The sequence below is a fragment of the Mycobacterium sp. NGS63 genome (assembly GCF_059812295.1).
Genome location: NZ_JCALCJ010000004.1, coordinates 443,555 through 467,321, shown reverse-complemented (window position 1 = coordinate 467,321; position 23,767 = coordinate 443,555). Strand labels below are relative to the sequence as shown.

Here is a 23,767-nt window from a genome sequence, read left to right as displayed (position 1 = left end):
GATGGGACGCTGGCTGATCACCGGATGCTCGACGGGCTTCGGCCGTGAGATCGCGCGCGCCGCTTTGGCGGCCGGGCACAGCGTGGTGGTGACCGCGCGGCGGGCCGAGTCCGTGCAGGACTTCGTCGAGGAGTTCGGCGACCGGGCCCTGGCGGTCGCGCTCGACGTGACCGACACCGGCCAGATCGCGGCGGCGCTGGCCGCGGCCGACGAGGCGTTCGGCGGGATCGACGTGCTGGTCAACAACGCCGGCCACGGCTACCTGTCCGCGGTCGAGGAGGGTGAGGACGCCGAGGTCCGAAAGCTGTTCGACGTCAACTACTTCGGCGCCGTCGACATGATCAAGGCGGTGCTGCCGGCGATGCGCGCGCGGCGCTCCGGCCACATCGTCAACATTTCCTCGATGACCGGCCTGGTGGCCAACCCGCCCAACGCCTACTACTCGTCGACCAAGTTCGCGCTGGAGGCGCTGACCGAGGCGCTGGCCACCGAGGTGCGGCCGCTGGGGATCAAGGTGACCGCCGTCGAGCCGGGCGCGTTCCGCACCGACTGGGCGACGCGGTCGATGAAGGAGTCGGCGGGCACGATCGCCGACTACGCCGATGTCGCGGCGCGCAAGGACCTGATCAAGCAGTTCGCCGATCACCTGCCGGGCGACCCGCGCAAGGTGGCCGAGGCGGTGCTGATGGTGACCGAGCTCGACGAGCCGCCGCTGCGGCTGCTGCTGGGCCGCGACGTGCTGAAGGCGATGCGGGACAAGATCGCGGCGATGTCGTCGTCGATCGACGAATGGGAGCGCGTGACGAAGGACGTCAACTTCCCGGGCTCGTAGCTCTTGCCGCACCGGCGAGTGTGAATTTCACGACGCTTCCGCCGCGTGTCGCGTCGTGAAATTCACACTTGCGGCCCCATGGCGGGCAGCGGTCACGCCTAAGGCAGCCGCCAATCGATCGGGTCGGCGCCCATGCCGGTCAGCAGCTCGTTGGCGCGGCTGAACGGGCGCGACCCGAAGAACCCGCGCGACGCCGACAGCGGGGACGGGTGCGGCGACTCGATCGCCACGCAATCACCCTCGGCCAGAATGGGTTTGAGCGTCGACGCGTCGCGGCCCCACAGGATGGCTACCAGCGGCCGCGACCGGGCGGCCAGCGCGCGAATCGCGCACTCCGTCACCGCCTCCCAGCCCTTGCCCCGGTGCGACGCCGGGTTGTTGGGCCGCACCGTGAGCACCCGGTTCAGCAGCAGCACGCCGCGCTGCGCCCAGGGAGTCAGGTCGCCGCACGTCGGCTGGGGGTGGCCCAGGTCTTTGGCGTACTCGTCGAAGATGTTGGCCAGGCTGCGGGGCAGCGGGCGCACGTCGGGCGCCACGGAGAAGCTCAGGCCGACGGCGTGCCCCGGCGTCGGGTAGGGGTCCTGCCCGACGATGAGCACCCGCACGTCGTCGAACGGATAGCTGAAGGCGCGCAACACGTTCGGCCCCGCGGGCAGGTACCTGCGTCCGGCCGCGATCTCGGCGCGCAGGAATTGCCCCATCTGGGCAACCTGGTCGGTGACCGGCCCCAGCGCGGCCGCCCAGCCCGGCTCGACGAGTTCGCTCAGCGGGCGCGCGGTCATTGCAGCCCTTGGACCAGCAACACCACCGTGTCGGCGCCCGCGTGCCGGTCCTTCGAGATCTCCTGGTACTCCGGTGATTGCGCCCAGCCGCGAAACGCGGCCTCGTCCGGAAACGACATCAGCACCACCTTGTCGCGGTCCCACTCCCCCTCGACGACCTCCGGCGACTCGTCGGCGGCCAGCAGCGTCCCGGGGTGGCGGCGAAAGACCTCCAGGAACCGGGCCTGGTACCGGTCGTAGGCCGCTCGGTCGGTGAACTTCAGCTGGGCTATCGCGTAGACGCTCACCGCGTCACCCTAGTACGACGTCCAGCCCGCGTAACCGCTCCACTCCGCGCCGTCGACCAGCACGCGGGGCGGCCCGTCGAGCACCGTGCCGATGACGCGCCACCCGGGCGGCGCCGCGCCGGCGAAGCACGCCACCAGGGCGTGGTCCTCACCGCCGGCCAGCACCCAGGCCCAGGGATCCTCGCCGGCGGCGCCGGCCGCGGCCGCCAGCGCGTCGCGCTCGGCGTCCAATGCGGAAGTGGACAGGTCGATCCCGACGCCCGATGCCTCGGCGACGTGCCGCAGGTCGGCGACCAGGCCGTCGGAGACGTCGATCATCGCCTGCGCACCGCCGGCCGCGGCGGCGCGTCCCTGGCCGTAGGGTGGCGCCGGCACCAGGTGCCGGCGCCGCAGCTCGTCGAAGCCGTCAATGCCGTTGCGCCACAACGCATACCCGGCGGCCGAGCGGCCCAATTCGCCGGCGACGGCAACGACGGAGCCGGCCTTCGCCCCGGACCGCAACACCGGTGCGCGGCCGCCGAGGTCGCCCAGCACCGTCACCGACACCACCCACTGCGGGCAGCTGACCAGATCGCCGCCGGCGATGCCGGCGCCGATGCGCGCCGCCTCGTCCCACATCCCGTCGACCAGCGCGTCGGCCTGTGCCGCCGGCGTGTCACCGGGCGCGCCGAACCCGACGACGAACGCGGTGGGCCGCGCGCCCATCGCCTCGACGTCGGCGGCGTTCTGCGCGATCGCCTTGCGGCCGACGTCGTGCGGCGACGACCAGTCCAGCCGAAAGTGCCGGTCCTGCACCAGCACATCGGTGGAGACCACGGTGCGGCCGTCGCCGGCGGACACCACCGCCGCGTCGTCGCCGGGGCCGAGCAGGACGGCGTCGGGCTGCGAGCGGCCCCGCACCAGCCGATCGATGACCGCGAACTCGCCCAGCCCCTGCAGCGTGGGGGGCTCCCCCGCCCCGAAATCCTCGTCGCGCACGCCACCTCCTCCGGCTCCGACCTGCGGTAAGTTCGGACCGCGCCAGTCTAGGAGAGAGGAGGTGCCCGGGCGGTGACGACCAGCCCCGACACCGAGACCGACACCGGGCCGCCGCGCGCCGTGCTGATCGCCGCGGTCGCGCTGGCCGTCGCCGCCATCGGCGTGATCCTGGCCTTCGCGGCCACCCGCCAGGCGCCGGCCCCGCCCGTCGCCCTGCCCGCCGCACCCGCCCCGCACGCCGGCGACCCCGCATGCCGGGCGCTGGCCGACGCGCTGCCGCAGCGCCTCGGCGACTATCAACGCGCGCCGCTGGTCCAGCCGGCGCCCGAGGGGGCGGCGGCCTGGCGCGCCGGCTCCGACGGCGAGCCGGTGGTGTTGCGCTGCGGCCTCGACCGCCCCGGCGAATTCGTGGTGGGCTCCCCGCTGCAGGTCGTCGACCGCGTGCAGTGGTTCCAGGTGACGGCCGACCGGCAATCCGCAGGTGATGCCGGCCGGTCCACGTGGTACGCGGTGGACCGGCCCGTGTACGTGGCGCTCACGCTGCCCGCGGGCTCGGGCCCGACGCCGATCCAGCAGCTCTCCGAGGTGATCGACCGCACCGTCGCCGCCGCGCCGATCAGCCCGGCACCCGCGCGTTAGCGCAGGCCCACGCCGCGGGCCAGGGCCGTCTCGACCATGGTCGCCAGCAGGGTGGGATAGTCGACCCCGCTGGCCGCCCACATCCTCGGGTACATCGAGATCGTGGTGAATCCCGGCATCGTGTTGATCTCGTTGATGATCGGGCCGTCGTCGGTGAGGAAGAAGTCGACCCGGGCCAGCCCCTGGCAGTCGATGGCCCGAAACGCCCGCACCGCCAACTGGCGCACCGCGTCGGCGATTTCGTCGTCCACCTTCGCGGGCACGTCCAATTCCGCGGCGTCGTCGAGGTATTTCGTCGCGAAGTCGTAGAACGAGTCCTCACGGCCGCGCACCCCGGCCACCCGGATCTCGCCCAGCGTGCTGGCTTGCACTGTGCCGTCGGGCATTTCGAGCACCCCGCACTCGAGCTCGCGCCCGCCGATCGCCGCCTCGACGATCACCTTCGGATCGTGCCGGCGGGCTTCGGCGACCGCGGCGGGCAGCTCGTCCCAGCTCGACACCCGGCTGACGCCGATCGAGGAGCCGCCGCGCGCCGGTTTGACGAACACCGGCAGCCCCAGCCGCTCGCACTCGTCGAGACCCAGCGCCGCGCGCGACGGGCGCAGCACCGCGTGCGGCCCGACCGGAAGCCCGTCGGCGACAAGGAGTTTCTTGGTGAACTCCTTGTCCATGCCCGCGGCGCTGGCCAGCAGGCCTGCGCCGACGTAGGGCACACCGGCGAGCTCGAGCAGCCCCTGGATCGTGCCGTCCTCGCCGTAGGGGCCGTGCAGCACCGGGAACACCACGTCGACCGACGCCAGAACGTCGCTCGCACCGTGCTGCAGCGACACCAACTCGCCGCCGCGGCGCGGATCGGCCGGCAGGGCCAGCGCGGTGCCCGATTCGGCGGTCACCTCGGGCAACCGCCGGTCGGTGATCGCCAGCGCGTCCGGGTTGGCGTCGGTGAGCACCCACGACCCCTCCGGCGTGATGCCGATCGCGACCACCTCGAAGCGTTGCGGGTCGAGGTTGCGCAGAATGCTGCCCGCCGACACGCACGAGATGGCGTGCTCGTTGCTGCGCCCGCCGAAGACGACGGCGACGCGCACGCGCTTGCTGGCACTCACAACCTTCAGAGGCTACCGGGTGCGAAGGCCTTCTCGGCCCGACGGCTCATTCGGGCTTGGTGCTGCGGCCCAGCAGCAGCGCCACCGCCTCGTCCACCGACAGACCCTTGTGGCAAACCCGGTGCACGGCGTCGGTCAGGGGCATTTCCACGTCGTAGCTGGACGCCAGCGCGAGCACCGCCTCGCACGACGTCACGCCCTCGACGACGTGCCCGCCGCTCGCCTGCATCGCCGACTCCAGGGTCCCGCCGCGGCCCAGCCGCTCGCCGAACGACCGGTTGCGCGAGTCCGGCGAGGTGCACGTCGCCACCAGGTCGCCCACTCCGGCCAGCCCGGCCAGCGTCGCGCCCTTGGCGCCCAGGGCTATCCCGAGCCGCATGATCTCCGCGAGCCCGCGGGTGATGATCGCCGCCGCCGTGTTCTCGCCCAGCCCGACGCCGGCCGCCATGCCGCACGCGAGCGCGATGACGTTCTTGCAGGCCCCGCCGATTTCGGTGCCCACCACGTCGCTGTTGGTGTAGGGCCGGAAGTAGCCGGTGTTGAGCATGCGCTGCACGGCGACTGCGCGGCCCGAGTCGTTGCAGGCGACGACCGTGGCCGCGGGCTGGCATTCGGCGATCTCGCTGGCCAGGTTCGGCCCGGAGATCACCGCGACCTGCGTCGGGTCCACGCCGGCCACCGCCACGATGACCTGACTCATCCGCATCAGGGTGCCCAGCTCGATGCCCTTGGCCAGGCTGACCAGGGTCGCGCCGTCGGCCACCAGCGGCGCCCACTTCTCGAGGTTGCCGCGCATCGTCTGCGCCGGCACCGCCAGCAGCACCGTCGTCACGCCGGCCAGGGCGTCACCGGCGTCGGTGGTGGCGCGGATGCCCGGCGGCAGCAACGTGCCCGGCAGATAGCCGGGGTTGTAGCGGGTGGCGTTGATCTCGTCGGCGACGTCGGATCGCCGCGCCCACAGCCGCACCTCGGTGTCGGGTCCCCCGGCCTCGGCGAGCACCTTGGCCAGCGCCGTGCCCCAGGCACCGGCGCCCATCACCGCAACGGCGTCCTCGGCCATTCACCACCCCCGTCCATGGCACTCGTGTCGTCGGCGCGCAATCCGCGGCGGCTACACAGTAGCGCCGCTGGCAGGATGGCAGCCATGAGCGGCACTCGGGGCGACGGCGGCGGCGACCCCGGGGACATAGCGTTGGTCATCGCCGTCAAGCGACTGGCCGCCGCCAAGACCAGGCTGGCCCCGGTGTTCTCGGCGCGCACCCGGGAGAAGGTGGTGCTGGCCATGCTGGTCGACACCCTGACCGCGGCCTCGGGTGTCGCCGCGCTGGGCTCGATCACCGTCGTCACGCCCGACGACGCCGCGGCCGCCGCCGCGTCCGAGCTGGGGGCCGGAGTGCTGGCCGATCCCACACCCGAGGGCAACAGCGACCCGCTCAACAACGCGATCCTCACCGCCGAACGCGCGGTGGCGGGGACCTTCTCCAATATCGTTGTGCTGCAAGGGGATCTGCCGGCGTTGCAGACTCAGGAGCTGGCCGAGGCGATCGCCGCCGCGCGCCCGCACCGGCGCAGCTTCGTCGCCGACCGGATGGCGACGGGCACCGCCGCGCTCTGCGCGTTCGGCGCCGCGCTCGACCCGCAGTTCGGGCCGGATTCGTGCGCGCGGCACCGTCGTTCGGGCGCGATCGAGCTGACGGGTGCCTGGCCCGGGCTGCGCTGCGACGTCGACACGCCCGCCGACCTGACCGCCGCCCGCCGGCTCGGGGTCGGCGCGGCGACCGCCCGGGCCGTCGCGCAGCACTAGCCGTTTCGGTGTGAGCCCAGGGCTTTGCCAGTGAACCCACGGCGGCCCTGACGCCGGATTTCCGCCCAGAATTCACACTCAGCGCCCAGGACTCACACTCGACGATGTGGATGCGGCCGCCGATTCCGCGGTGGCAGCACCGGCCGTTCATGAGCAATGATCGTTGAGTGACCGAAACCGAAGCCGAGGCCCGGCCCGACGAGACTGTGTGGAAGTCGGGTGGGTCCGGCGTGGCGGCACCACCGGCGGCCACCCCCGCCGCGATCGCCGACGAGCTGCCCGAGGACCGTTACCTCAACCGGGAACTGAGCTGGCTGGACTTCAACGCCCGCGTGCTGGCGCTGGCCGCCGACAACTCGCTGCCCCTGCTGGAGCGCGCCAAGTTCCTGGCCATCTTCGCCTCCAACCTCGACGAGTTCTACATGGTGCGGGTTGCCGGCCTCAAGCGCCGCGACGAGATGGGGCTGTCGGTGCGCTCCGCCGACGGCCTGACACCGCGCGAGCAACTCGCGCGCATCGGCGAGCAGACGCAGCTGATCGCCACCAGGCACGCGCGGGTGTTCCTCGATTCGGTGCGGCCCGCACTCGCCGAGGAGGGCATTCACATCGTCACGTGGGCCGATCTGGATCAGGCTGAGCGCGACCAACTGTCGACCTATTTCAACGAACAGGTCTTCCCGGTCCTCACACCGCTGGCGGTGGACCCCGCCCACCCGTTCCCGTTCGTCAGCAGCCTGAGCCTGAACCTGGCGGTCACCGTGCGCCAACCCGAGGACGGCGGGCAGCACTTCGCCCGCGTCAAGGTGCCCAACAACGTCGACCGCTTCGTCGAACTGGCCGAACGCGGCGGCGCCGAACCGGGCGAGGGCCAGAGCGTCATCCGCTACCTGCCGATGGAGGAACTGATCGCGGCGTTTTTGCCGGTGTTGTTCCCGGGAATGGAGATCGTCGAGCATCACGCGTTCCGGATCACCCGCAACGCCGACATGGAGGTCGAAGAAGACCGCGACGAGGACCTGCTGCAGGCGCTGGAAAGGGAATTGGCGCGCAGGAGGTTCGGGCCGCCGGTGCGCCTCGAGATCGCCGACGACATGACCGAGGGCATGCTGGAGTTGCTGCTGCGCGAGCTCGACGTGGATCCCGGTGACGTCATCGAGGTGCCGGGGCTGCTCGATCTCGCGTCGCTGTGGCAGATCTACGGGCTGGACCGCCCGGCGCTCAAAGACCCGGCGTTCGTTCCCGACACCCATCCCGCGTTCGCCGACCGCGAGACACCCAAGAGCATCTTCGCGACGCTGCGCGAAGGCGATGTGCTGGTGCACCATCCGTACGACTCGTTCTCCACCAGCGTGCAGCGATTCATCCAGCAGGCCGCCGCCGATCCCAACGTGCTGGCGATCAAACAGACGCTGTACCGCACCTCCGGTGACTCGCCGATCGTGCGCGCGCTGATCGAAGCCGCCGAGGCGGGAAAGCAAGCGGTGGCGCTCGTCGAGATCAAGGCCCGCTTCGACGAACAGGCCAACATCCAGTGGGCGCGCGCACTCGAGCAGGCGGGCGTGCACGTGGTGTACGGGCTCGTCGGGCTCAAGACACACTGCAAGACCTGCTTGGTGGTGCGCCGCGAAGGTTCGACGATCCGGCGGTACTGCCACATCGGGACCGGCAACTACAACAGCAAGACGGCGCGGCTATATGAGGACGTCGGGCTGCTCACCGCGGCCCCCGACATCGGCGCCGACCTGACCGATTTGTTCAATTCGCTTACCGGATACTCGCGCAAGGTCTCCTACCGCAACCTGTTGGTCGCCCCGCAGGGCATTCGCACCGGGATCATCGAACGCGTCGAGCGCGAGGTCGCCGCGCACCGCGAACGCGGGAACGGGCGCATCCGGCTCAAGATGAACGCTCTGGTCGACGAGCAGGTGATCGATGCGCTCTACGGAGCGTCGCAGGCCGGGGTACGAGTCGAGGTGGTGGTGCGCGGCATCTGCGCGCTGCGCCCCGGCGCGGAGGGCTTCTCCGAAAACATCTCGGTCCGCTCGATTCTGGGCCGGTTCCTGGAGCACTCGCGCATCATGCACTTCCGGTCCATCAACGAGTTCTGGATCGGCAGCGCGGACATGATGCACCGCAACCTCGACCGCCGCGTCGAGGTGCTGGTTCAGGTCAAGGACCCCAAGCTGACCGCGCAGCTCGACGAGTTGTTCGAGTCCGCGCTGGACCCGTCGACGCGGTGCTGGGAACTGGGTCCCGACGGGCAGTGGACGGCGTCGCCCCAGGAGGGTCACACCGTGCGTGACCATCAGGTGTCCCTGATGGAACGGCACCGAAGCCCGTAACCACCGTGTGGTAGCTTTCCAGGTCGCAACCGGGCCGGCAGCGACCCGGCGCGACCAAGCCCCGAATTGACCTGCAGGAGTTTAGGTGTCGAACGAGACGTCGTCGGCGGGTCAGGGCAGCCGGGTCGTGTACGCGGCCGGCGCGGTGCTGTGGCGGCCGGCCGGCGCGGATCCGGCGGCGACGGCGCTCGAGGTCGCGGTGATCCACCGCCCCCGCTACGACGACTGGTCGCTGCCGAAGGGCAAAGTGGATCCCGGCGAGACGGCGCCCGTGGCGGCCGTGCGGGAAATCTTCGAGGAGACCGGTCACCGCGCCGTCTTGGGCCGGCGGCTGAACGCGGTGAGCTACCCGATCGAGCAGGGCGTCAAGAAGGTCCAGTACTGGGCGGCGCGCAGCGACGGCGGTGAGTTCACGCCCAACGGCGAGGTCGACGAGCTCGTCTGGCTGCCGATTGCCGACGCGATGAAGAGGCTGAATTACACGCAGGACCGAAAGACGTTGCGCCGCTTCGGAAAGCGTCCGGCGGACACGCACACCGTGCTGGTGGTGCGGCACGCCACGGCGGGCCGCAAGTCGCGGTTCAAAGGCGACGACACCAAACGGCCGCTGGACAAGCGGGGCCGCGCGCAGGCGCAGGCGCTCGTCCCGCAGCTGATGGCCTTCGGCGCCTCCGAGGTGTACGCGGCGGACCGGGTCCGCTGTCACCAGACGGTCGAACCGCTGGCCTACGCGCTCGGTGTGGGCGTTCGCAACGAGCCCACCCTGACCGAGGAGTCCTACGCGAAGAACCCCAAACGCGCCCGCCACCGGATGCTGCGCATCGCCGAGGGCGATGGCACCCCGGTGATTTGCACGCAGGGCAAGGTGATTCCGGACCTCATCACCTGGTGGTGCGAACGCGACGGCGTGCGGCCCGACAAATCGCGCAACCACAAAGGGAGCACGTGGGTGCTGTCGTTGTCAGCCGGCCGGCTCGTGGGGGCCGACCACATCGGCGGCGCGCTCGCCGCCAACGTGAGAGCCTAACGGCGAATGCCCCCCGGGTGGCATCGCTGCCACCCCGAAGGGCATTCGCGCGTAGAACCTCTTACCGACGGCCGCGCCGCGAGGTGGCCTTCTTGGCAGGAGCCTTGCGGGCCGGGCTCTTTGATGCGGCCTTCTTGGCCGGCGCCCTCTTGGTCGCGGCCTTCTTGGCCGGCGACTTCTTGGCGGCGGTCTTCTTGGCCGGCGTCCGCTTGGTCGCGGCCTTCTTGGCCGGCGACTTCTTGGCCGCGGTCTTCTTGGCCGCTGTCCTCTTGGTCGCGGTCTTCTTGGCGGCGGTCTTCTTGGCCGGAGCCTTCTTCGCCGCCTTCTTGGCCGCTGAAGACGTCGTCTTCTTAGCCGCAGCCTTCTTGGCCGGTGCCTTCTTGGCCGCCTTCTTGGCCGCACCACCCGATACAACACCACGTTTCACTGCAGGTCCTTCCGACGGGAGGCGCTGTGCGCCAGACACAACCGCTTTGAATTGGGCACCGGGCCGGAACGCGGGGACCGATGTCGGCTTCACCTTCACCGTTTCGCCGGTACGCGGATTGCGGGCAACCCGCGCCGCGCGCCGGCGCTGTTCGAACACACCGAACCCGGTAATGGTGACACTGTCGCCCTTGTGCACCGCGCGCACAATGGTGTCGACGACATTCTCGACGGCAGCAGTCGCCTGCCGACGGTCCGAGCCCAATTTCTGTGTGAGCACGTCAATGAGCTCTGCTTTGTTCATCCAAACCCTCCGAAGCTAGTGGTCCTCGTTTTGGGAACCGACTAGTGGACACGGTAAACCCTCACCCGACAAATTTCCAAGAGCCACGCGCAATTTCAGGACCGAACGAACGAGGTTTTTCGCAATCCGGTTGCCGCCCTTGACCGGTGGCGGGAGTGGGAAATCGGCCGGGTTTACTTAGCTCAGCGAGAAGAATATCCGCCCGATCGGCCCGTCACGAGGTCGGCAGCGTGCGCGGCTTCCAGTCGGGACGCGTCGCTTCGAACGCCTCGAGCTTGTCGAGTTTCTGCAGCGTAAGGGCTATATCGTCGAGGCCCTCGAGCAGTCTGTAGGCGGTGTGGTCGTCAATCTTGAACGGCAGCACCGCCGTTCCGGCGGTGATATTTCGATCTTGAAGATTGGCAGTGATTTCCAAGCCCGGGCTGCCCTCGATCAGCTTCCAAAGAAGTTCGACGCCGTCTTGCGAAACTTCGGCCGCCAACAGGCCCGCCTTCCCGGCGTTGCCCCGGAAAATGTCACCGAATCGAGACGAGATGACCACCCGGAACCCGTAGTCCATGAGCGCCCACACGGCGTGCTCGCGCGACGACCCGGTGCCGAAATCGGGCCCTGCGACCAGAACCGAGCCGCGGTCAAAGGGGCTGAGATTGAGCACGAATGAGGGATCCGAGCGCCACGTGGCGAACAAGCCGTCCTCGAAACCGGTTCGGGTGACGCGCTTCAAAAACGACGCGGGAATGATCTGGTCGGTGTCGACATTGGATCGCCGCAGCGGCACACCGATGCCCGTGTGGATGCGAAAGGCTTGCATTTTCGTCCTCGATTCAACTCAGTTGGAGTTCAAGTCGGCCGGCGCGGACAGCGTGCCCCGCACCGCGGTGGCGGCGGCGACGGCCGGCGACACCAGATGGGTCCGGCCGCCTTTGCCCTGCCGCCCTTCGAAGTTCCGGTTGGACGTCGCGGCGCACCGCTCCCCCGGCGACAGCTGATCGGGGTTCATGCCCAAGCACATCGAGCATCCGGCCTGGCGCCATTCGGCGCCCGCGGCGGTGAAAACCTCGCCCAGTCCTTCGGCTTCGGCCTGCGCGCGTACCCGCATGGAGCCCGGCACGACGAGCATGCGCACCCCCTCGGCGACCTTGCGGCCGCGCAACACGTCGGCCACCGCCCGCAGGTCTTCGATGCGCCCGTTGGTGCAGGAGCCGACGAACACCGCGTCGACGCTGATGTCGCGCATCGGTGTGCCAGGCCGAAGGTCCATGTACGCCAAGGCTTTCTCGGCGGCCTGCCGCTCCCCGTCGTCTCCGATCAGCTCGGGGTCGGGAACGGCCGCGTCCAGCGGCACCCCCTGGCCGGGATTGGTCCCCCACGTGACGAACGGGCTCAACGACGCCGCATCGAGATACACCTCGGTGTCGAAGACGGCGCCCGCGTCGGTGCGCAGCCGCTGCCAGTAAGACACCGCGGCGTCCCAGTGCTCGCCCGTCGGCGCGTGCGGGCGGCCGCGCAGAAACTCGTACGTCGTCTCGTCGGGCGCCACCATGCCCGCCCGCGCGCCGGCCTCGATGCTCATGTTGCAGACCGTCATCCGGCCTTCCATCGACAGCGATTCGATGGCGCTGCCGCGGTATTCGATGACGTGGCCCTGCCCGCCGCCGGTGCCGATCTTCGCGATCAGCGCGAGGATGATGTCCTTGGCGGTCACGCCGGAAGGCAACGGCCCGTCCACGTTGACGGCCATCGTCTTGAACGGCCGCAGCGGCAACGTCTGGGTGGCCAGCACGTGTTCGACCTCCGACGTGCCGATCCCCATGGCCAGCGCGCCGAACGCGCCGTGCGTGGACGTGTGACTGTCACCACAGACGATCGTCATTCCCGGTTGGGTGAGGCCCAATTGGGGGCCGACGACGTGCACGATGCCCTGGTCGATGTTGCCCATCGGATAGAGCCGGACGCCGAATTCCTCGCAGTTGCGCCGCAACGTTTCGACCTGCGTGCGCGACACCGGGTCGGCGATCGGCTTGTCGATGTCGATGGTGGGCACGTTGTGGTCCTCGGTGGCCAGCGTCAGGTCGGGCCGCCGCACCGGCCGGCCGGCCAGGCGCAGCCCGTCGAACGCCTGCGGGCTGGTGACCTCGTGCACCAGGTGCAGATCGATGTAGATCAGGTCCGGTGCGTCACCGTCCCCGGATGCCACAACGTGGTCGTCCCAGACCTTTTCGGCCAGCGTGCGCGGGTTCGACATGGGCTTCTCTCGTTCGGGTTGATCTCACGATGTGAGACGTTAGTATCTTGATATGAGACAGCATAGCGGCATCGGGGTCCTCGACAAAGCGATGGTGGTGTTGCACACGATCGCGGAATCCCCGTGCGGGCTGGCCGAACTGTGCGAGCGGACCGCGTTGCCCAGGGCCACCGCGTACCGGCTGGCGGCCGCCCTGGAAGTCCATCGGCTGCTCGCCCGGGACGACGAGGGGCGCTGGCGGCTGGGGCCGGCGGTCACCGAACTGGCCGCGCGCGTCAACGATCCGCTGCTGACCGCGAGCGCGGCGGTGCTGCCCGCGTTGCGCGAGACCACCGGCGAGAGCGTGCAGTTGTATCGCCGCGAGGGCACGTCGCGGGTCTGCGTGGCCGCCCTGGAACCGGCTGCGGGTCTTCGCGATACGGTCCCGGTCGGCGCGCGGTTGCCGATGACGGCGGGCTCGGGCGCCAAGGTGCTCCTCGCGTATGCCGACGCCGCCATTCAAAAGGCCGTGCTGCCGACGGCGAAGTTCACCGACCGGGCGCTGGCCGACGTGCGCCGGCGCGGCTGGGCGCAGAGCGTGGCCGAGCGCGAGCCCGGGGTGGCCAGCGTCTCGGCCCCGGTGCGCGACGGCCGCGGCGCCGTCGTCGCGGCGATCTCGGTGTCCGGGCCCGTCGACCGGATCGGCCGGCGACCGGGCGTCCGCTGGGCCGCCGATCTGCTGTCGGCCGCCGACGCGCTCGCGCGCCGGCTCTAGATTCGCATCGAAACTGCGCTCAGCGCGCGACAGCCCGCGATTCTTACGCACTGGGCGCAGGTTCGAACACCACCGGTGCACACTCAACGAACGGGCGCCTGACACACTGACCGCCATGGGAACCAATCAACGCGCCGACATCGTCATGTCGGAAGCCGAAATCGCCGACTTCGTCACCACCAGCCGCACCGGCACGCTGGCAACCGTCGGGTCCGACGGCCAGCCGCACCTGACGGCGATGTGGTACGCCGTCGTCGACGGCGAGATCTGGCTGGAGACCAAGGCGAAGTCGCAGAAGGCGGTCAACCTCAAACGGGATCCGCGGGTGACCTTCCTGATCGAGGGCGGCCACACCTACGACACGCTGCGCGGGGTGTCCTTCGAGGGCGTCGCGGAGATCGTCGACGATCCCGACGTCAACCATCGCGTCGGGGTCAGCGTGTGGGAGCGCTACACCGGCCCCTACAGCGACGACATGAAGCCCTTCGTCGAGCAGATGATGAACAAGCGAGTCTGCGTGCGCATCGTGGCCCGGCGCACGCGTTCGTGGGATCACCGCAAGCTGGGGATGCCGCCCATGCCGGTCGGCGGATCGACCGCGCCGGCCGTGCTGGGGACCGGCCAATAAATTTTGTAGCCCCGATGGGATTCGAACCCACGCTACCGCCGTGAGAGGGCGGCGTCCTAGGCCGCTAGACGACGGGGCCAGAACCGATCCGAGCTGCCAGCATAGCTCACCGGCGATGACGCTCCTAATCGCAAGCGGTGCTGCGACTTTGCTGGGGTACCAGGACTCGAACCTAGAATGGCTGAACCAGAATCAGCTGTGTTGCCAATTACACCATACCCCATTGGCTGCCTGAAACCGCTGGTCAGCGCGTTCCGAGAAGGACGCCGCCGACGGTCGTGGGCCGTTGTGAAAACCGCAGTGCAGACTACCAAAGATTCTGCCGGCGCCGGTCAGGTGCCGTCGCGCGCGGCCCGCAACCGCCGCAGGCTGCGGTCGCGGCCCAGCAGCTCCAGCGACTCGAACAGCGGCGGGCTGACGGTCGTTCCGGTCGCGGCGACCCGGATCGGGCCGAACGCCTTACGCGGTTTGAGCGCGAGGCCTTCGATCAGCGCGGACTTGAGCGCGGCCTCGATGGGCTCGGCGGTCCAGTCCGCCACGGGGTCCAGCGCGGCCAGCGCGGCGTCCACGACGGCGATGCCGTCGGGTCCGAGCTCCTTGGCGGCGGCCTTGGGGTCGATCGCGTACTCGTCGTCGTTGAGGAACTTCAGCAGCTCCCACGCGTCGCCGAGCACGACGATGCGCGTCTGCACCAGCTCGGCGGCGACCGCGAAGGCCGCGTCGTCCAGTCCCACGTGATGCCCGTGCGCGCGGAAGTACTCACCCAGCCGCGCGGTGAAGTCGCCGGCGTCCAGCATCCGGATGTGCTCGGCGTTGAGCGCGTCGGCCTTCTTCTGGTCGAACCGGGCCGGGTTGGAATTGACGTCGACGACGTCGAACGCGGCCACCATCTCGTCGAGGCTGAACACGTCGCGGTCGTCGGCGATCGCCCAGCCCAGCAGCGCAAGGTAATTCAGCAGCCCCTCGGGGATGAAACCCCGGTCGCGGTGGGCGAACAGGTTCGACTGGGGATCGCGCTTGGACAGCTTCTTGGTCCCCTCGCCCAACACGGTTGGCAGGTGGGCGAATTGCGGGGTGCGGTCGGCGACGCCGATCCGGATCAGCGCCCCATACAGCGCGAGCTGGCGTGGCGTCGACGGCAGCAGGTCCTCGCCGCGCAGCACGTGGGTGATCTTCATCAGCGCGTCGTCGACCGGGTTGACCAAGGTGTACAACGGTTCTCCGCCGGCGCGGGTGAGCGCGAAGTCGGGCACGCTGCCCGCCGCGAACGTGGTCGTCCCGCGCACCAGATCGTCCCAGCCGAGGTCCTCGTCGGGCATGCGCAGCCGCACCACCGGCGTGCGGCCCTCGGCCACAAACGCCGCGCGCTGCGCATCGGTCAGCTGACGGTCGAAGTTGTCGTAGCCGAGCTTGGGATTGCGGCCGGCGGCGACGTGGCGCGCCTCGACCTCCTCGGGCGTCGAGAACGCGTAGTAGGCCTCGCCGGCGTCGAGCAGCTTGGCCACCACGTCGGCATAGACCTCCCGGCGCTGCGACTGCCGGTACGGCCCGTAGGGCCCGCCGACCTCGGGCCCCTCGTCCCAGTCGAGGCCGAGCCAGCGCAGCGCGTCGAGCAGCGCCAGGTAGCTTTCCTCGGTGTCGCGCGCGGCGTCGGTGTCCTCGATGCGAAACACGAAGGTGCCGCCGGTGTGTCGGGCGTAGGCCCAGTTGAACAGCGCCGTGCGGACCATCCCGACGTGCGGGGTGCCGGTGGGCGACGGGCAGAACCGGACCCGCACGGGAGCTGCTCCAGTCACGACTTTCCTTTGCGCACAACGGGATTGGTGAGGCTGCCGATGCCCTCGACGGTGACGGTGACGGTGTCCCCGTCCTCGATCGGGCCGACGCCGGCCGGCGTTCCGGTGAGAATGAGATCGCCGGGCAGCAGGGTCATCACCGCCGAGATCCACTCCACGATGGCGCCGACGTCGTGGATCATCTGCGAGGTGCGGCTGTGCTGCTTGACGTCGCCGTTGACGTCGGTGCGCAGTTCGAGATCCGCCGGGTCGATATCGGTGACGATCCAGGGGCCCACCGGGCAGAAGCTGTCGTGGCCTTTGGCGCGGGTCCACTGGCCGTCGGCCTGTTGCTGGTCGCGCGCCGAGACGTCGTTGCCGATGGTGTAGCCGAGGACGTTCTCGGCGGCGCGGGCGGCCGGAACGTCCTTGCAGGCGCGGCCGATGACGACCGCCAACTCGCCCTCGAAGTGCACCGGTGATGCGTTGGCCGGCAACCGGATCGGCACGTTCGGTCCGATGATCGCGGTGTTGGGCTTGAGGAAGATCACCGGGTCGGCGGGCGCGGGGCCCGTCGTGCCGCCCATCTCGGCGATGTGGTCGGCGTAGTTCTTGCCGACGCAGACCACCTTGCCGGCCAGCATCGGCGCCAGCAGCCGGACATCGGCCAGCGGCCACGAGCGGCCCGTGAAGCTCGGGGTGCCGAACGGGTGCTCGGCGATCTCCCGGGCCGTCAGTGTGGCCGGATCGTCGAGTTCGCCCTCGATGCTGACGAAGGCGACACCGTCCGGGCTGGCGATTCGACCGAGGCGCATTTGCTCGAGCCTAATAGCCCAGCCCGCGGTCCCCGCGACGGGCGGCGGCCTGTGGAAACATGGGTTGATGGCGCCGACGTCCGCGGACCGTACCGCCGAGCTCAGCACGGGCGCGCGCTGGGCGGTCATGGTCGTCTCGCTGTTCGTGACGGCGAGTTCATTCCTCTTCATCAACGGCATCGCCTTCCTGATCCCGTCGCTGGAGAATCAGCGCGGCGTGCGCCTGACCGAGGCCAGCCTGTTGTCGTCGATGCCCAGCTGGGGCATGGTGGCCACGCTGGTCCTGTGGGGCTACGTGCTCGACCGCGTCGGCGAGCGGATCGTGCTGACCGTGGGCTCGGCGCTCACCGCGGCCGCGGCCTACGCCGCGGCGTCCGCGCACGCGCTCCTGCTGATCGGGTTCTTCCTGTTCCTCGGGGGCATGGCCGCCGCGAGTTGCAACGCCGCCGGCGGACGGCTGGTGTCCGGCTGGTTCCCGCCGCAGCAGCGCGGCCTGGCGATGGGCATCCGCCAGACCGCCCAGCCGCTGGGGATCGCGGTGGGCGCGTTGGTGATACCCGAGCTGGCCGAGCACGGGCCGCACCGCGGGCTGATGTTTCTCGCGGTGGTGTGCACGGTGGCGACGGTGGCCAGCGTGATCGGTGTCGTCGACCCGGTGCGCAAATCCCGCAAGACGGCCACCATGGAGGAACTGGCCAGCCCGTATCACGGGTCGTCGGTGCTGTGGCGCATCCACGCGGTGGCGGGGCTACTCATGATGCCGCAGACGGTGACCGTGACGTTCATGCTGGTGTGGCTGATCAACCACCATCACTGGTCGATCGCCGCGGCGGGCGGCCTGGTCACCCTGTCGCAGTTGCTCGGCGCGGTGGGCCGCGTCGCGGTCGGCCGTTGGTCCGACCGGATCGGTTCGCGGATGCAGCCCGTCGCCGTCATCGCCGTCGCCGCCGCGCTGACCCTGTTCCTGCTCGCCGTCTCGGACAGCATCGACGGCTCGCCGTACGACGTGCCCCTCATGGTCGCCATCGCGGTGATCGCGGTGCTGGACAACGGATTGGAGGCGACCGCCATCACCGAATTCGCCGGACCGTTCTGGAGCGGGCGCGCCCTGGGCATCCAGAACACCACCCAGCGGTTGATGGCCGCCGGCGGCCCGCCGCTGTTCGGTGCGCTGATCTCGGCCGCCAGATACCCGACGGCGTGGGCGCTGTGCGGGCTGTTTCCGCTGCTGGCGATACCGTTCGTGCCGGTGCGGTTACTGCCGCCCGGCCTGGAGACTAGAGCGCGGCGGCAATCCGTGCGCCGACTTCGGTGGTGGCGAGCCGTTCGTTCGCACGGGTCGCCAGATGGCTCTCGACGGCCCGGTCCACCCGGGCCGCGGCGTCGTCCTCGCCGAGGTGGGCAAGCAGCAACGCCACCGACATGATCGCCGCGGTCGGATCCGCGATGCCCTGCCCGGCGATGTCGGGCGCGCTGCCGTGCACCGGTTCGAACATCGACGGATTCGATCCGGTCGCGTCGATGTTTCCACTGGCCGCCAAGCCGATTCCGCCGCACACGGCCGCGGCCAGGTCGGTGATGATGTCGCCGAACAGGTTGTCGGTGACGATCACGTCGAAGCGGCCCGGGTCGGTGACCATGTGGATGGTGGCCGCGTCGACGTGTTGGTAGGCGACCTCGACGTCGGGATAGTCGCGCGCGATCTCCTGCACGGTCCGCGACCACAACGACCCGGCGAACGCGAGCACGTTGTTCTTGTGCACCAGCGTCAGGTGCTTGCGGCGCAGCATGGCCCGCTCGAACGCGTACTGCACCACCCGGCGCACGCCGAACGCGGTGTTGACGCTGACCTCGGTGGCCACCTCGTGGGGCGTCCCCACCCGGATGGCGCCGCCGTTGCCGGTATACGGGCCCTCGGTGCCCTCGCGCACCACCACGAAGTCGATGCCCGGGTTGCCCGCCAGGGGGCTTTGCACCCCGGCGTACAGCCGGCCCGGGCGCAGGTTGACGTGGTGGTCCAGCTCGAATCGCAGCCGTAGCAACAGCCCTCGCTCCAGCACGCCGCTGGGCACCGACGGGTCACCGATCGCGCCGAGCAGGATCGCGTCGTGCTCGCGCAGCTCGGGCACCACGGAGTCGGGCAGCACCTCGCCGGTCGCGTGAAAGCGCCGGGCGCCGAGGTCGTAGTCGGTTTTGTCTACGCCCGGCAGCACCGCGTCGAGGACCTTGACCGCCTCGGCCACCACCTCCGGGCCGATCCCGTCGCCGGCAATCACCGCCAGTTTCACGAAAGATCAACCACCTCAAGCATATTGGCGCCGACGGCGGCCGCGATCGCCGAACGCACATCGTCGGGCACGTCCTGGTCCAGCCGCAGCAGGATCGTCGCGCTCGGGCCCTCGGCGTCCTCGGACAGCTGCGCGGCCTGGATGTTCACCCCGGCCCCACCCAACAGCGTGCCGATCTTGCCCAGCGCGCCCGGCTGGTCGGCGTAGTTGATCACCAGGTTCGTGCCGGTGGCGCGCAGGTCGAAGTTGCGGCCGTTGATCTGCACGATCTTTTCCACCAGTTGCGGCCCGGACAGCGTGCCCGCGACGTTGACGACCGAGCCGTCCGCGGCGACCGCGCGCACGTCGACCACGCTGCGGTGGTTGGGGCTTTCGGTGGCCTTGGTGATCTCGGCGGTGACGCCCCGCTCGGCGGCCAGCGCCGGCGCGTTGACGAACGTGACGGCGTCCTCGATGACAGCCGAGAACAGCCCGCGCAGCGCCGAAAGCTTCAGCACCTCAACCTCTTCGGCGGCCAGCTCGCCGCGCACCTGCACCGACAGCGACACCGGCAGCTCGCCCGACAACGCGGCGGCCAGCACCCCGAGCTTGCGCACCAGGTCGAGCCAGGGCGCCACCTCCTCGCTGACCACTCCCCCGCCGACGTTGACGGCGTCGGGCACGAATTCCCCGGCCAGCGCCAGCCGCACGCTCTCGGCGACGTCGGTGCCGGCCCGGTCCTGCGCCTCGCCGGTGGATGCGCCCAGGTGCGGCGTCACCACCACCTGCGGCAGCTCGAAAAGCGGGCTGTCGGTGCAGGGTTCGGTGGAGAACACGTCGAGGCCGGCGGCGCGAACCTGGCCGCTGTTCACCGCGTCGGCCAGCGCGGCCTCGTCGACCAGGCCGCCGCGCGCGGCGTTGACGATGATGACGCCGGGCTTGGTCTTGGCCAGCGCCTCCTTGTCGATCAGGCCCGCCGTCTCCGACGTCTTCGGCAGGTGCACCGAGATGAAGTCGGCGCGGGCCAGCAGGTCGTCCAGCGACAGCAGCTCGATGCCGAGCTGCGCGGCGCGGGCCGGCGACACGTACGGGTCGTAGGCGACGACGTGGGTGCCGAAGGCCGCGATCCGTTGCGCGAACAGCTGGCCGATCCGGCCCAGCCCGACGACACCGACGGTCTTGCCGAAGATTTCGGTGCCCGAGAACGACGACCGTTTCCAGGTGTGCTCGCGCAGGGTGGCGTCGGCCGCGGGGACCTGGCGCGCCGCGGCCAGCAGCAGCGCCAGCGCGTGTTCGGCGGCGCTGTGGATGTTCGACGTGGGGGCGTTGACCACCAGCACCCCGCGCGCGGTCGCGGCGTCCACGTCGACGTTGTCCAGGCCGACACCGGCGCGCGCGACGATCTTGAGCTTGGGGGCGGCCGCGAGCACCTCGGCGTCGACGGTGGTGGCCGAGCGCACCAGCAGCGCGTCGGCGTCCCCGACGGCGGCCAGCAGCTTCTCCCGGTCGGGCCCGTCCACCCAGCGCACCTCGACCTGGTCTCCCAGGGCGGCGACGGTCGATTCGGCGAGTTTGTCGGCGATAAGTACAACAGGCAGATTCACCCGGCCAGACTATCGGCTGTAATAAGGGCGTGGACGTCACCATCGTCGGCAGCGGGCCCAACGGGCTGACCGCGGCCGTCATCTGCGCCCGTGCCGGCCTGAAGGTGCAGGTCATCGAGGCCCAGCCGACCTTCGGCGGCGGCGCCCGCACCGCGCCCGACCCCGACTCCGCCGGCGTCTTCCACGACGTGTGTTCGGCGGTTCACCCGCTGGCGCTGGCGTCGCCGTTCTTCGCGGCGTTCGACCTGCCCGCGCGCGGCGTGCGCCTGGCGGTCCCCGAGATTTCCTACGCCAACCCGCTGCCGGGCCGCCCGGCGGTGATCGCCTATCGCGATCTCGAACGCACCTGCGCGGAATTGGAGCACGGCGCGTCGTGGCGGCGCCTGCTCGGCCCGTTGGTGCGGCGTTCCGATGAGGTGGTGGGGCTGCTGCTGGGCGACAAGCGCTCGGTGCCCGGGTCGTTGCCGTCCGCGCTGCAGCTGGGGCTGCGGATGCTGGCGCAGGGCACGCCCGCGTGGGGGTCGCTGGCCGGGGACGACGCCCGCGCGCTGTTCACCGGTGTTGCGGCGCACGTGATTTCGCGGATGCCGTCGCTGACGGCGGCCGGCGCCGGGCTGATGCTGGCCACGCTCGCGCATTCGGTGGGCTGGCCGATCCCGGTGGGCGGCAGCCAGGCGATCACCGACGCGCTGATCGCCGACCTGCGCGCGCAAGGCGGCGAGCTCACGGCCGGCGTCGAGGTCACTTCGCCGCCGACCGGCCTCGTCGCATACGACACCGCGCCGACTGCGCTGCTGCGCATCTACGGCGACGCCCTGCCTGATCGCTACGCGAAGGCGCTGCGCCGCTACACCTTTGGGCCCGGCGTCGCCAAGGTCGACTTCGTGCTCAGCGAGGACATCCCCTGGTCGGACCCGCGGCTGGCGCAGGCGCCCACGCTGCATCTGGGCGGCACCCGCGAGCAGATGGCGCGCGCCGAGGCCGACATCGCCGCCGGGCGCCACGCCCAGTGGCCGATGGTGCTGGCGGCCTCCCCGCACATCGCGGACCCCGGCCGCATCGACATCGTGGGGCGGCGCCCGTTCTGGACGTACGCCCACGTGCCGGCCGGTTCCACCGCCGACGCGACCGAGGCGATCACCGCGGTCGTCGAGCGGTTCGCCCCTGGCTTCCGCGACATCGTGGTGGCCGCCCGCGCCGTGCCCGCCGCCCGGCTGGCCGACCACAACGCCAACTACGTCGGCGGCGACATCGGGATGGGCGGCAACAACGCCTGGCGCGCCATCGCCGGGCCCATACCGCGCCTGAACCCTTGGAGCACACCGATTCCCGGGGCGTATCTGTGCTCGGCGGCCACCCCGCCCGGCGGCGGCGTGCACGGCATGTCCGGCTACTACGCCGCGCGCACTCTGTTGCGCCGCGAATTCGGCATCACCGACATGCCTAAGCTGGCTCCGTGACCAAACTCGCGATCATCTACTACTCGGCCACCGGCCACGGCACCGCGATGGCACAGCGCGTCGCCGCGGCCGCCGAGTCCGCCGGCGCCGAGGTGCGGCTGCGCCACGTCGCCGAAACCCACGACCCGGCATCCTTCGCCCACAACCCGGCGTGGACCGCGAACTACGAAGCCACCAAGGACCTGCCCGCGGCCACCGGCGACGACATCGTGTGGGCCGACGCGGTGATCTTCGGCTCGCCGACCCGCTTCGGTTCGCCCGCAGCGCAATTGCGGGAATTCCTCGACTCGCTGGGCGGGCTGTGGGCCGCGGGCAAGCTCGCCGACAAGGCGTATGCCGCCTTCACGTCGTCCAACACCCTGCACGGCGGCCAGGAGACCACGCTGCTGTCGCTGTACATCACGCTGATGCACTTCGGCGGCATCATCGTGCCGCCGGGCTATACCGATCCGGTCAAGTTCGTCGACGGCAACCCGTACGGCGTGAGCCTGGTGTCCACCCACGACAACATCCGCGAGTTCGACGAGCCCACCGCCAACGCGTTGGACCACCTGGCCCGCCGGGTGGTCGAGGTCGCCGGGCGCCTCACCTCTTAGCGCGAGCAGACGCAAAAGCCCCCGACACCAACGCCGAGGAAAACGGGACATTTGCGTCTGCTCGGCGAAAGAGGCTATGCCGTCTCGGTGATCGGGCGGTCCACCCAGCTCATCAGGTCGCGCAGCTTCTTGCCGGTGACCTCGATGGGGTGCTCGGCGTTCTCCTTGCGCAACGCCTCGAGCTGCTTGTTGCCGCCCTCGACGTTGGCCACCAGCTTCTTGGTGAAGCTGCCGTCCTGGATGTCGCGCAGGATGTCGCGCATCCGCTGCTTGGTGTCGGCGTCGATGACCCGCGGGCCCGACAGGTACCCGCCGAACTCCGCGGTGTCGGACACCGAGTAGTTCATCCGGGCGATGCCGCCCTCGTACATCAGATCGACGATCAGCTTGAGCTCGTGCAGCACCTCGAAGTACGCCATCTCCGGCGGGTAGCCCGCCTCGACCATCACGTCGAAGCCGGTCTTCACCAATTCCTCTGTGCCGCCGCACAACACGGCCTGCTCACCGAACAGGTCGGTTTCGGTCTCGTCCTTGAAGGTCGTCTTGATGACGCCGGCCCGGGTGCCGCCGATGGCCTTGGCGTACGACAGCGCCAGCGCCTCGCCCTGGCCGGTGGGGTCCTGGTCGACGGCGATCAGACACGGCACGCCCTTGCCGTCGACGAACTGGCGGCGCACCAGGTGGCCGGGCCCCTTCGGGGCGACCATCGCGACGGTGACGTCGGCGGGCGGCTTGATCAGGTCGAAGTGGATGTTGAGCCCGTGACCGAAAAACAATGCGTCACCGGCCTTCAGGTTGGGCTCGATGTCATTTTTGAAGATGTCGGCCTGGGCGGTGTCGGGCGCGAGCAGCATGATGACGTCGGCCCACTTGGCCACCTCGGCGGGCGTGTCGACGTCCAGGCCCTGCTCTTCGACCTTGGGCCGGGACTTCGAGCCCTCCTTCAGGCCGACGCGCACCTGCACTCCGGAGTCGCGCAGGCTCAGCGAGTGCGCGTGCCCCTGGCTCCCGTATCCGATCACACCGACCTTGCGGCCCTGAATGATCGTCAAGTCCGCGTCGTCGTCGTAGAACATTTCCAATGCCACTTCTGCGT

At 70.1% G+C, this 23,767-nt stretch carries 22 protein-coding genes, 2 tRNA genes and 1 pseudogene; 10 read left to right on the top strand and 15 right to left on the bottom strand.

The annotated features are described in order from the left end of the window. Position 1: 1 nt before the first annotated feature. Complete coding sequence (locus tag AC5Y4Z_RS12815) at positions 2–832, top strand: oxidoreductase (protein WP_499964212.1); 831 nt, start codon at positions 2–4, stop codon at positions 830–832. Positions 833–930: 98 nt separating this feature from the next. Here the strand turns inward: AC5Y4Z_RS12815 and AC5Y4Z_RS12810 are convergent, their stop codons facing one another. From AC5Y4Z_RS12810 to AC5Y4Z_RS12800, 3 genes are read right to left on the bottom strand one after another with little or no spacing between them, the layout of a single operon-like run. Continuing rightward, positions 931–1,614 (bottom strand): uracil-DNA glycosylase, encoded by a 684-nt coding sequence (locus AC5Y4Z_RS12810; RefSeq protein ID WP_499964210.1) that lies wholly within the window; start codon positions 1,612–1,614, stop codon positions 931–933. Continuing rightward, positions 1,611–1,901: a DUF1330 domain-containing protein gene (locus AC5Y4Z_RS12805; protein ID WP_499964207.1), complete on the bottom strand. Its 291-nt coding sequence runs from the start codon at positions 1,899–1,901 to the stop codon at positions 1,611–1,613. The genes AC5Y4Z_RS12810 and AC5Y4Z_RS12805 overlap by 4 nt, the downstream gene beginning before the upstream one ends. A 9-nt stretch (positions 1,902–1,910) precedes the next feature. Next, positions 1,911–2,879: a thiamine-phosphate kinase gene (locus AC5Y4Z_RS12800; RefSeq protein ID WP_499964205.1), complete on the bottom strand. Its 969-nt coding sequence runs from the start codon at positions 2,877–2,879 to the stop codon at positions 1,911–1,913. A gap of 72 nt (positions 2,880–2,951) precedes the next feature. Between AC5Y4Z_RS12800 and AC5Y4Z_RS12795 the strand changes: the two genes are divergently transcribed. Then, positions 2,952–3,518, top strand: coding sequence for a DUF3515 domain-containing protein (locus AC5Y4Z_RS12795; protein ID WP_499964203.1), 567 nt, complete (start codon positions 2,952–2,954; stop codon positions 3,516–3,518). Here the strand turns inward: AC5Y4Z_RS12795 and AC5Y4Z_RS12790 are convergent. Beyond that, complete coding sequence (locus AC5Y4Z_RS12790) at positions 3,515–4,624, bottom strand: D-alanine--D-alanine ligase family protein (protein ID WP_499964201.1); 1,110 nt, start codon at positions 4,622–4,624, stop codon at positions 3,515–3,517. The genes AC5Y4Z_RS12795 and AC5Y4Z_RS12790 overlap by 4 nt on opposite strands. Positions 4,625–4,670: 46 nt before the next feature. After that, positions 4,671–5,684 (bottom strand): NAD(P)H-dependent glycerol-3-phosphate dehydrogenase, encoded by a 1,014-nt coding sequence (locus tag AC5Y4Z_RS12785; RefSeq protein WP_499964199.1) that lies wholly within the window; start codon positions 5,682–5,684, stop codon positions 4,671–4,673. A gap of 84 nt (positions 5,685–5,768) precedes the next feature. Between AC5Y4Z_RS12785 and cofC the strand changes: the two genes are divergently transcribed. From cofC to mutT1, 3 genes are all read left to right on the top strand, one after another. After that, positions 5,769–6,428, top strand: coding sequence for a 2-phospho-L-lactate guanylyltransferase (cofC, locus tag AC5Y4Z_RS12780; RefSeq protein ID WP_499964197.1), 660 nt, complete (start codon positions 5,769–5,771; stop codon positions 6,426–6,428). A 167-nt stretch (positions 6,429–6,595) separates the two neighbouring features. Next, positions 6,596–8,770 carry an RNA degradosome polyphosphate kinase gene (locus AC5Y4Z_RS12775; protein ID WP_499964195.1) on the top strand — a complete coding sequence of 725 codons (2,175 nt, stop codon included), beginning with the start codon at positions 6,596–6,598 and terminating at the stop codon, positions 8,768–8,770. A gap of 85 nt (positions 8,771–8,855) precedes the next feature. After that, positions 8,856–9,797 carry an 8-oxo-(d)GTP phosphatase MutT1 gene (mutT1, locus tag AC5Y4Z_RS12770; protein WP_499964194.1) on the top strand — a complete coding sequence of 314 codons (942 nt, stop codon included), beginning with the start codon at positions 8,856–8,858 and terminating at the stop codon, positions 9,795–9,797. Between the two features lie 61 nt (positions 9,798–9,858). Here the strand turns inward: mutT1 and AC5Y4Z_RS12765 are convergent, their stop codons facing one another. From AC5Y4Z_RS12765 to leuC, 3 genes are all read right to left on the bottom strand, one after another. Then, positions 9,859–10,527, bottom strand: coding sequence for an HU family DNA-binding protein (locus AC5Y4Z_RS12765; RefSeq protein ID WP_499964192.1), 669 nt, complete (start codon positions 10,525–10,527; stop codon positions 9,859–9,861). A gap of 214 nt (positions 10,528–10,741) precedes the next feature. Then, positions 10,742–11,338, bottom strand: a complete 597-nt coding sequence (gene leuD, locus AC5Y4Z_RS12760; RefSeq protein ID WP_499964190.1) for a 3-isopropylmalate dehydratase small subunit — start codon at positions 11,336–11,338, stop codon at positions 10,742–10,744. A gap of 18 nt (positions 11,339–11,356) precedes the next feature. Then, positions 11,357–12,772: a 3-isopropylmalate dehydratase large subunit gene (gene leuC, locus AC5Y4Z_RS12755; RefSeq protein WP_499964188.1), complete on the bottom strand. Its 1,416-nt coding sequence runs from the start codon at positions 12,770–12,772 to the stop codon at positions 11,357–11,359. 52 nt (positions 12,773–12,824) lie between these two features. On the opposite strand from leuC, the gene AC5Y4Z_RS12750 reads away from it, so the two are divergent. Together AC5Y4Z_RS12750 and AC5Y4Z_RS12745 are read left to right on the top strand one after the other, a co-directional pair. After that, complete coding sequence (locus AC5Y4Z_RS12750; protein ID WP_499964186.1) at positions 12,825–13,526, top strand: IclR family transcriptional regulator; 702 nt, start codon at positions 12,825–12,827, stop codon at positions 13,524–13,526. A 115-nt stretch (positions 13,527–13,641) separates the two neighbouring features. Next, positions 13,642–14,154, top strand: coding sequence for a pyridoxamine 5'-phosphate oxidase family protein (locus tag AC5Y4Z_RS12745; protein WP_499964184.1), 513 nt, complete (start codon positions 13,642–13,644; stop codon positions 14,152–14,154). Positions 14,155–14,160: 6 nt separating this feature from the next. Here AC5Y4Z_RS12745 and AC5Y4Z_RS12740 read toward each other — a convergent pair. The 4 genes from AC5Y4Z_RS12740 to AC5Y4Z_RS12725 form a co-directional block, all read right to left on the bottom strand. Beyond that, positions 14,161–14,233 (bottom strand) — tRNA-Glu (locus AC5Y4Z_RS12740). A gap of 72 nt (positions 14,234–14,305) precedes the next feature. Further along, a tRNA-Gln gene (locus AC5Y4Z_RS12735) sits at positions 14,306–14,377 on the bottom strand. Positions 14,378–14,486: 109 nt separating this feature from the next. Then, positions 14,487–15,950, bottom strand: coding sequence for a glutamate--tRNA ligase (gene gltX / locus AC5Y4Z_RS12730; RefSeq protein ID WP_499964182.1), 1,464 nt, complete (start codon positions 15,948–15,950; stop codon positions 14,487–14,489). Beyond that, positions 15,947–16,744 carry a fumarylacetoacetate hydrolase family protein gene (locus tag AC5Y4Z_RS12725; protein ID WP_499964180.1) on the bottom strand — a complete coding sequence of 266 codons (798 nt, stop codon included), beginning with the start codon at positions 16,742–16,744 and terminating at the stop codon, positions 15,947–15,949. Before AC5Y4Z_RS12725 ends, gltX begins: the two co-directional genes overlap by 4 nt. Here AC5Y4Z_RS12725 and AC5Y4Z_RS12720 point away from each other — a divergent pair. After that, positions 16,695–17,888, top strand: a pseudogene (locus AC5Y4Z_RS12720) (MFS transporter); the annotation flags it as partial. The gene AC5Y4Z_RS12725 and the pseudogene AC5Y4Z_RS12720 sit on opposite strands and share 50 nt — an antisense overlap. Positions 17,889–18,021: 133 nt before the next feature. Here AC5Y4Z_RS12720 and AC5Y4Z_RS12715 read toward each other — a convergent pair. Further along, positions 18,022–19,032: a 3-isopropylmalate dehydrogenase gene (locus AC5Y4Z_RS12715; RefSeq protein ID WP_499964178.1), complete on the bottom strand. Its 1,011-nt coding sequence runs from the start codon at positions 19,030–19,032 to the stop codon at positions 18,022–18,024. Further along, a complete protein-coding gene (gene serA, locus AC5Y4Z_RS12710) occupies positions 19,029–20,615 on the bottom strand; it encodes a phosphoglycerate dehydrogenase (protein WP_499964176.1) in 1,587 nt (528 codons plus the stop codon). The genes AC5Y4Z_RS12715 and serA overlap by 4 nt, the downstream gene beginning before the upstream one ends. Before the next feature lie 29 nt (positions 20,616–20,644). Between serA and AC5Y4Z_RS12705 the strand changes: the two genes are divergently transcribed. Continuing rightward, complete coding sequence (locus AC5Y4Z_RS12705; protein WP_499964174.1) at positions 20,645–22,075, top strand: phytoene desaturase family protein; 1,431 nt, start codon at positions 20,645–20,647, stop codon at positions 22,073–22,075. After that, the gene (gene wrbA, locus AC5Y4Z_RS12700) at positions 22,072–22,671 is read left to right on the top strand and encodes an NAD(P)H:quinone oxidoreductase (protein WP_499964172.1); all 600 of its coding nucleotides are present in this window, start codon (positions 22,072–22,074) and stop codon (positions 22,669–22,671) included. Before AC5Y4Z_RS12705 ends, wrbA begins: the two co-directional genes overlap by 4 nt. A gap of 74 nt (positions 22,672–22,745) precedes the next feature. On the opposite strand, the gene ilvC is transcribed toward wrbA, so the two are convergent. Beyond that, complete coding sequence (gene ilvC / locus AC5Y4Z_RS12695) at positions 22,746–23,747, bottom strand: ketol-acid reductoisomerase (protein WP_499964810.1); 1,002 nt, start codon at positions 23,745–23,747, stop codon at positions 22,746–22,748. Positions 23,748–23,767: the final 20 nt, after the last annotated feature.

Excerpts from the sequence above, each read along its gene's own strand:
- leuD (WP_499964190.1), bottom strand. The coding sequence starts at position 11,338 with ATGCAAGCCTTTCGCATCCACACGGGCATCGGTGTGCCGCTGCGGCGA.
- AC5Y4Z_RS12815 (WP_499964212.1), top strand. The coding sequence starts at position 2 with ATGGGACGCTGGCTGATCACCGGATGCTCGACGGGCTTCGGCCGTGAG.
- ilvC (WP_499964810.1), bottom strand. The coding sequence starts at position 23,747 with ATGTTCTACGACGACGACGCGGACTTGACGATCATTCAGGGCCGCAAG.
- leuC (WP_499964188.1), bottom strand. The coding sequence starts at position 12,772 with ATGTCGAACCCGCGCACGCTGGCCGAAAAGGTCTGGGACGACCACGTT.
- AC5Y4Z_RS12750 (WP_499964186.1), top strand. The coding sequence starts at position 12,825 with ATGAGACAGCATAGCGGCATCGGGGTCCTCGACAAAGCGATGGTGGTG.
- AC5Y4Z_RS12765 (WP_499964192.1), bottom strand. The coding sequence starts at position 10,527 with ATGAACAAAGCAGAGCTCATTGACGTGCTCACACAGAAATTGGGCTCG.
- AC5Y4Z_RS12725 (WP_499964180.1), bottom strand. The coding sequence starts at position 16,744 with ATGCGCCTCGGTCGAATCGCCAGCCCGGACGGTGTCGCCTTCGTCAGC.
- AC5Y4Z_RS12785 (WP_499964199.1), bottom strand. The coding sequence starts at position 5,684 with ATGGCCGAGGACGCCGTTGCGGTGATGGGCGCCGGTGCCTGGGGCACG.
- AC5Y4Z_RS12745 (WP_499964184.1), top strand. The coding sequence starts at position 13,642 with ATGGGAACCAATCAACGCGCCGACATCGTCATGTCGGAAGCCGAAATC.
- AC5Y4Z_RS12810 (WP_499964210.1), bottom strand. The coding sequence starts at position 1,614 with ATGACCGCGCGCCCGCTGAGCGAACTCGTCGAGCCGGGCTGGGCGGCC.
- cofC (WP_499964197.1), top strand. The coding sequence starts at position 5,769 with ATGAGCGGCACTCGGGGCGACGGCGGCGGCGACCCCGGGGACATAGCG.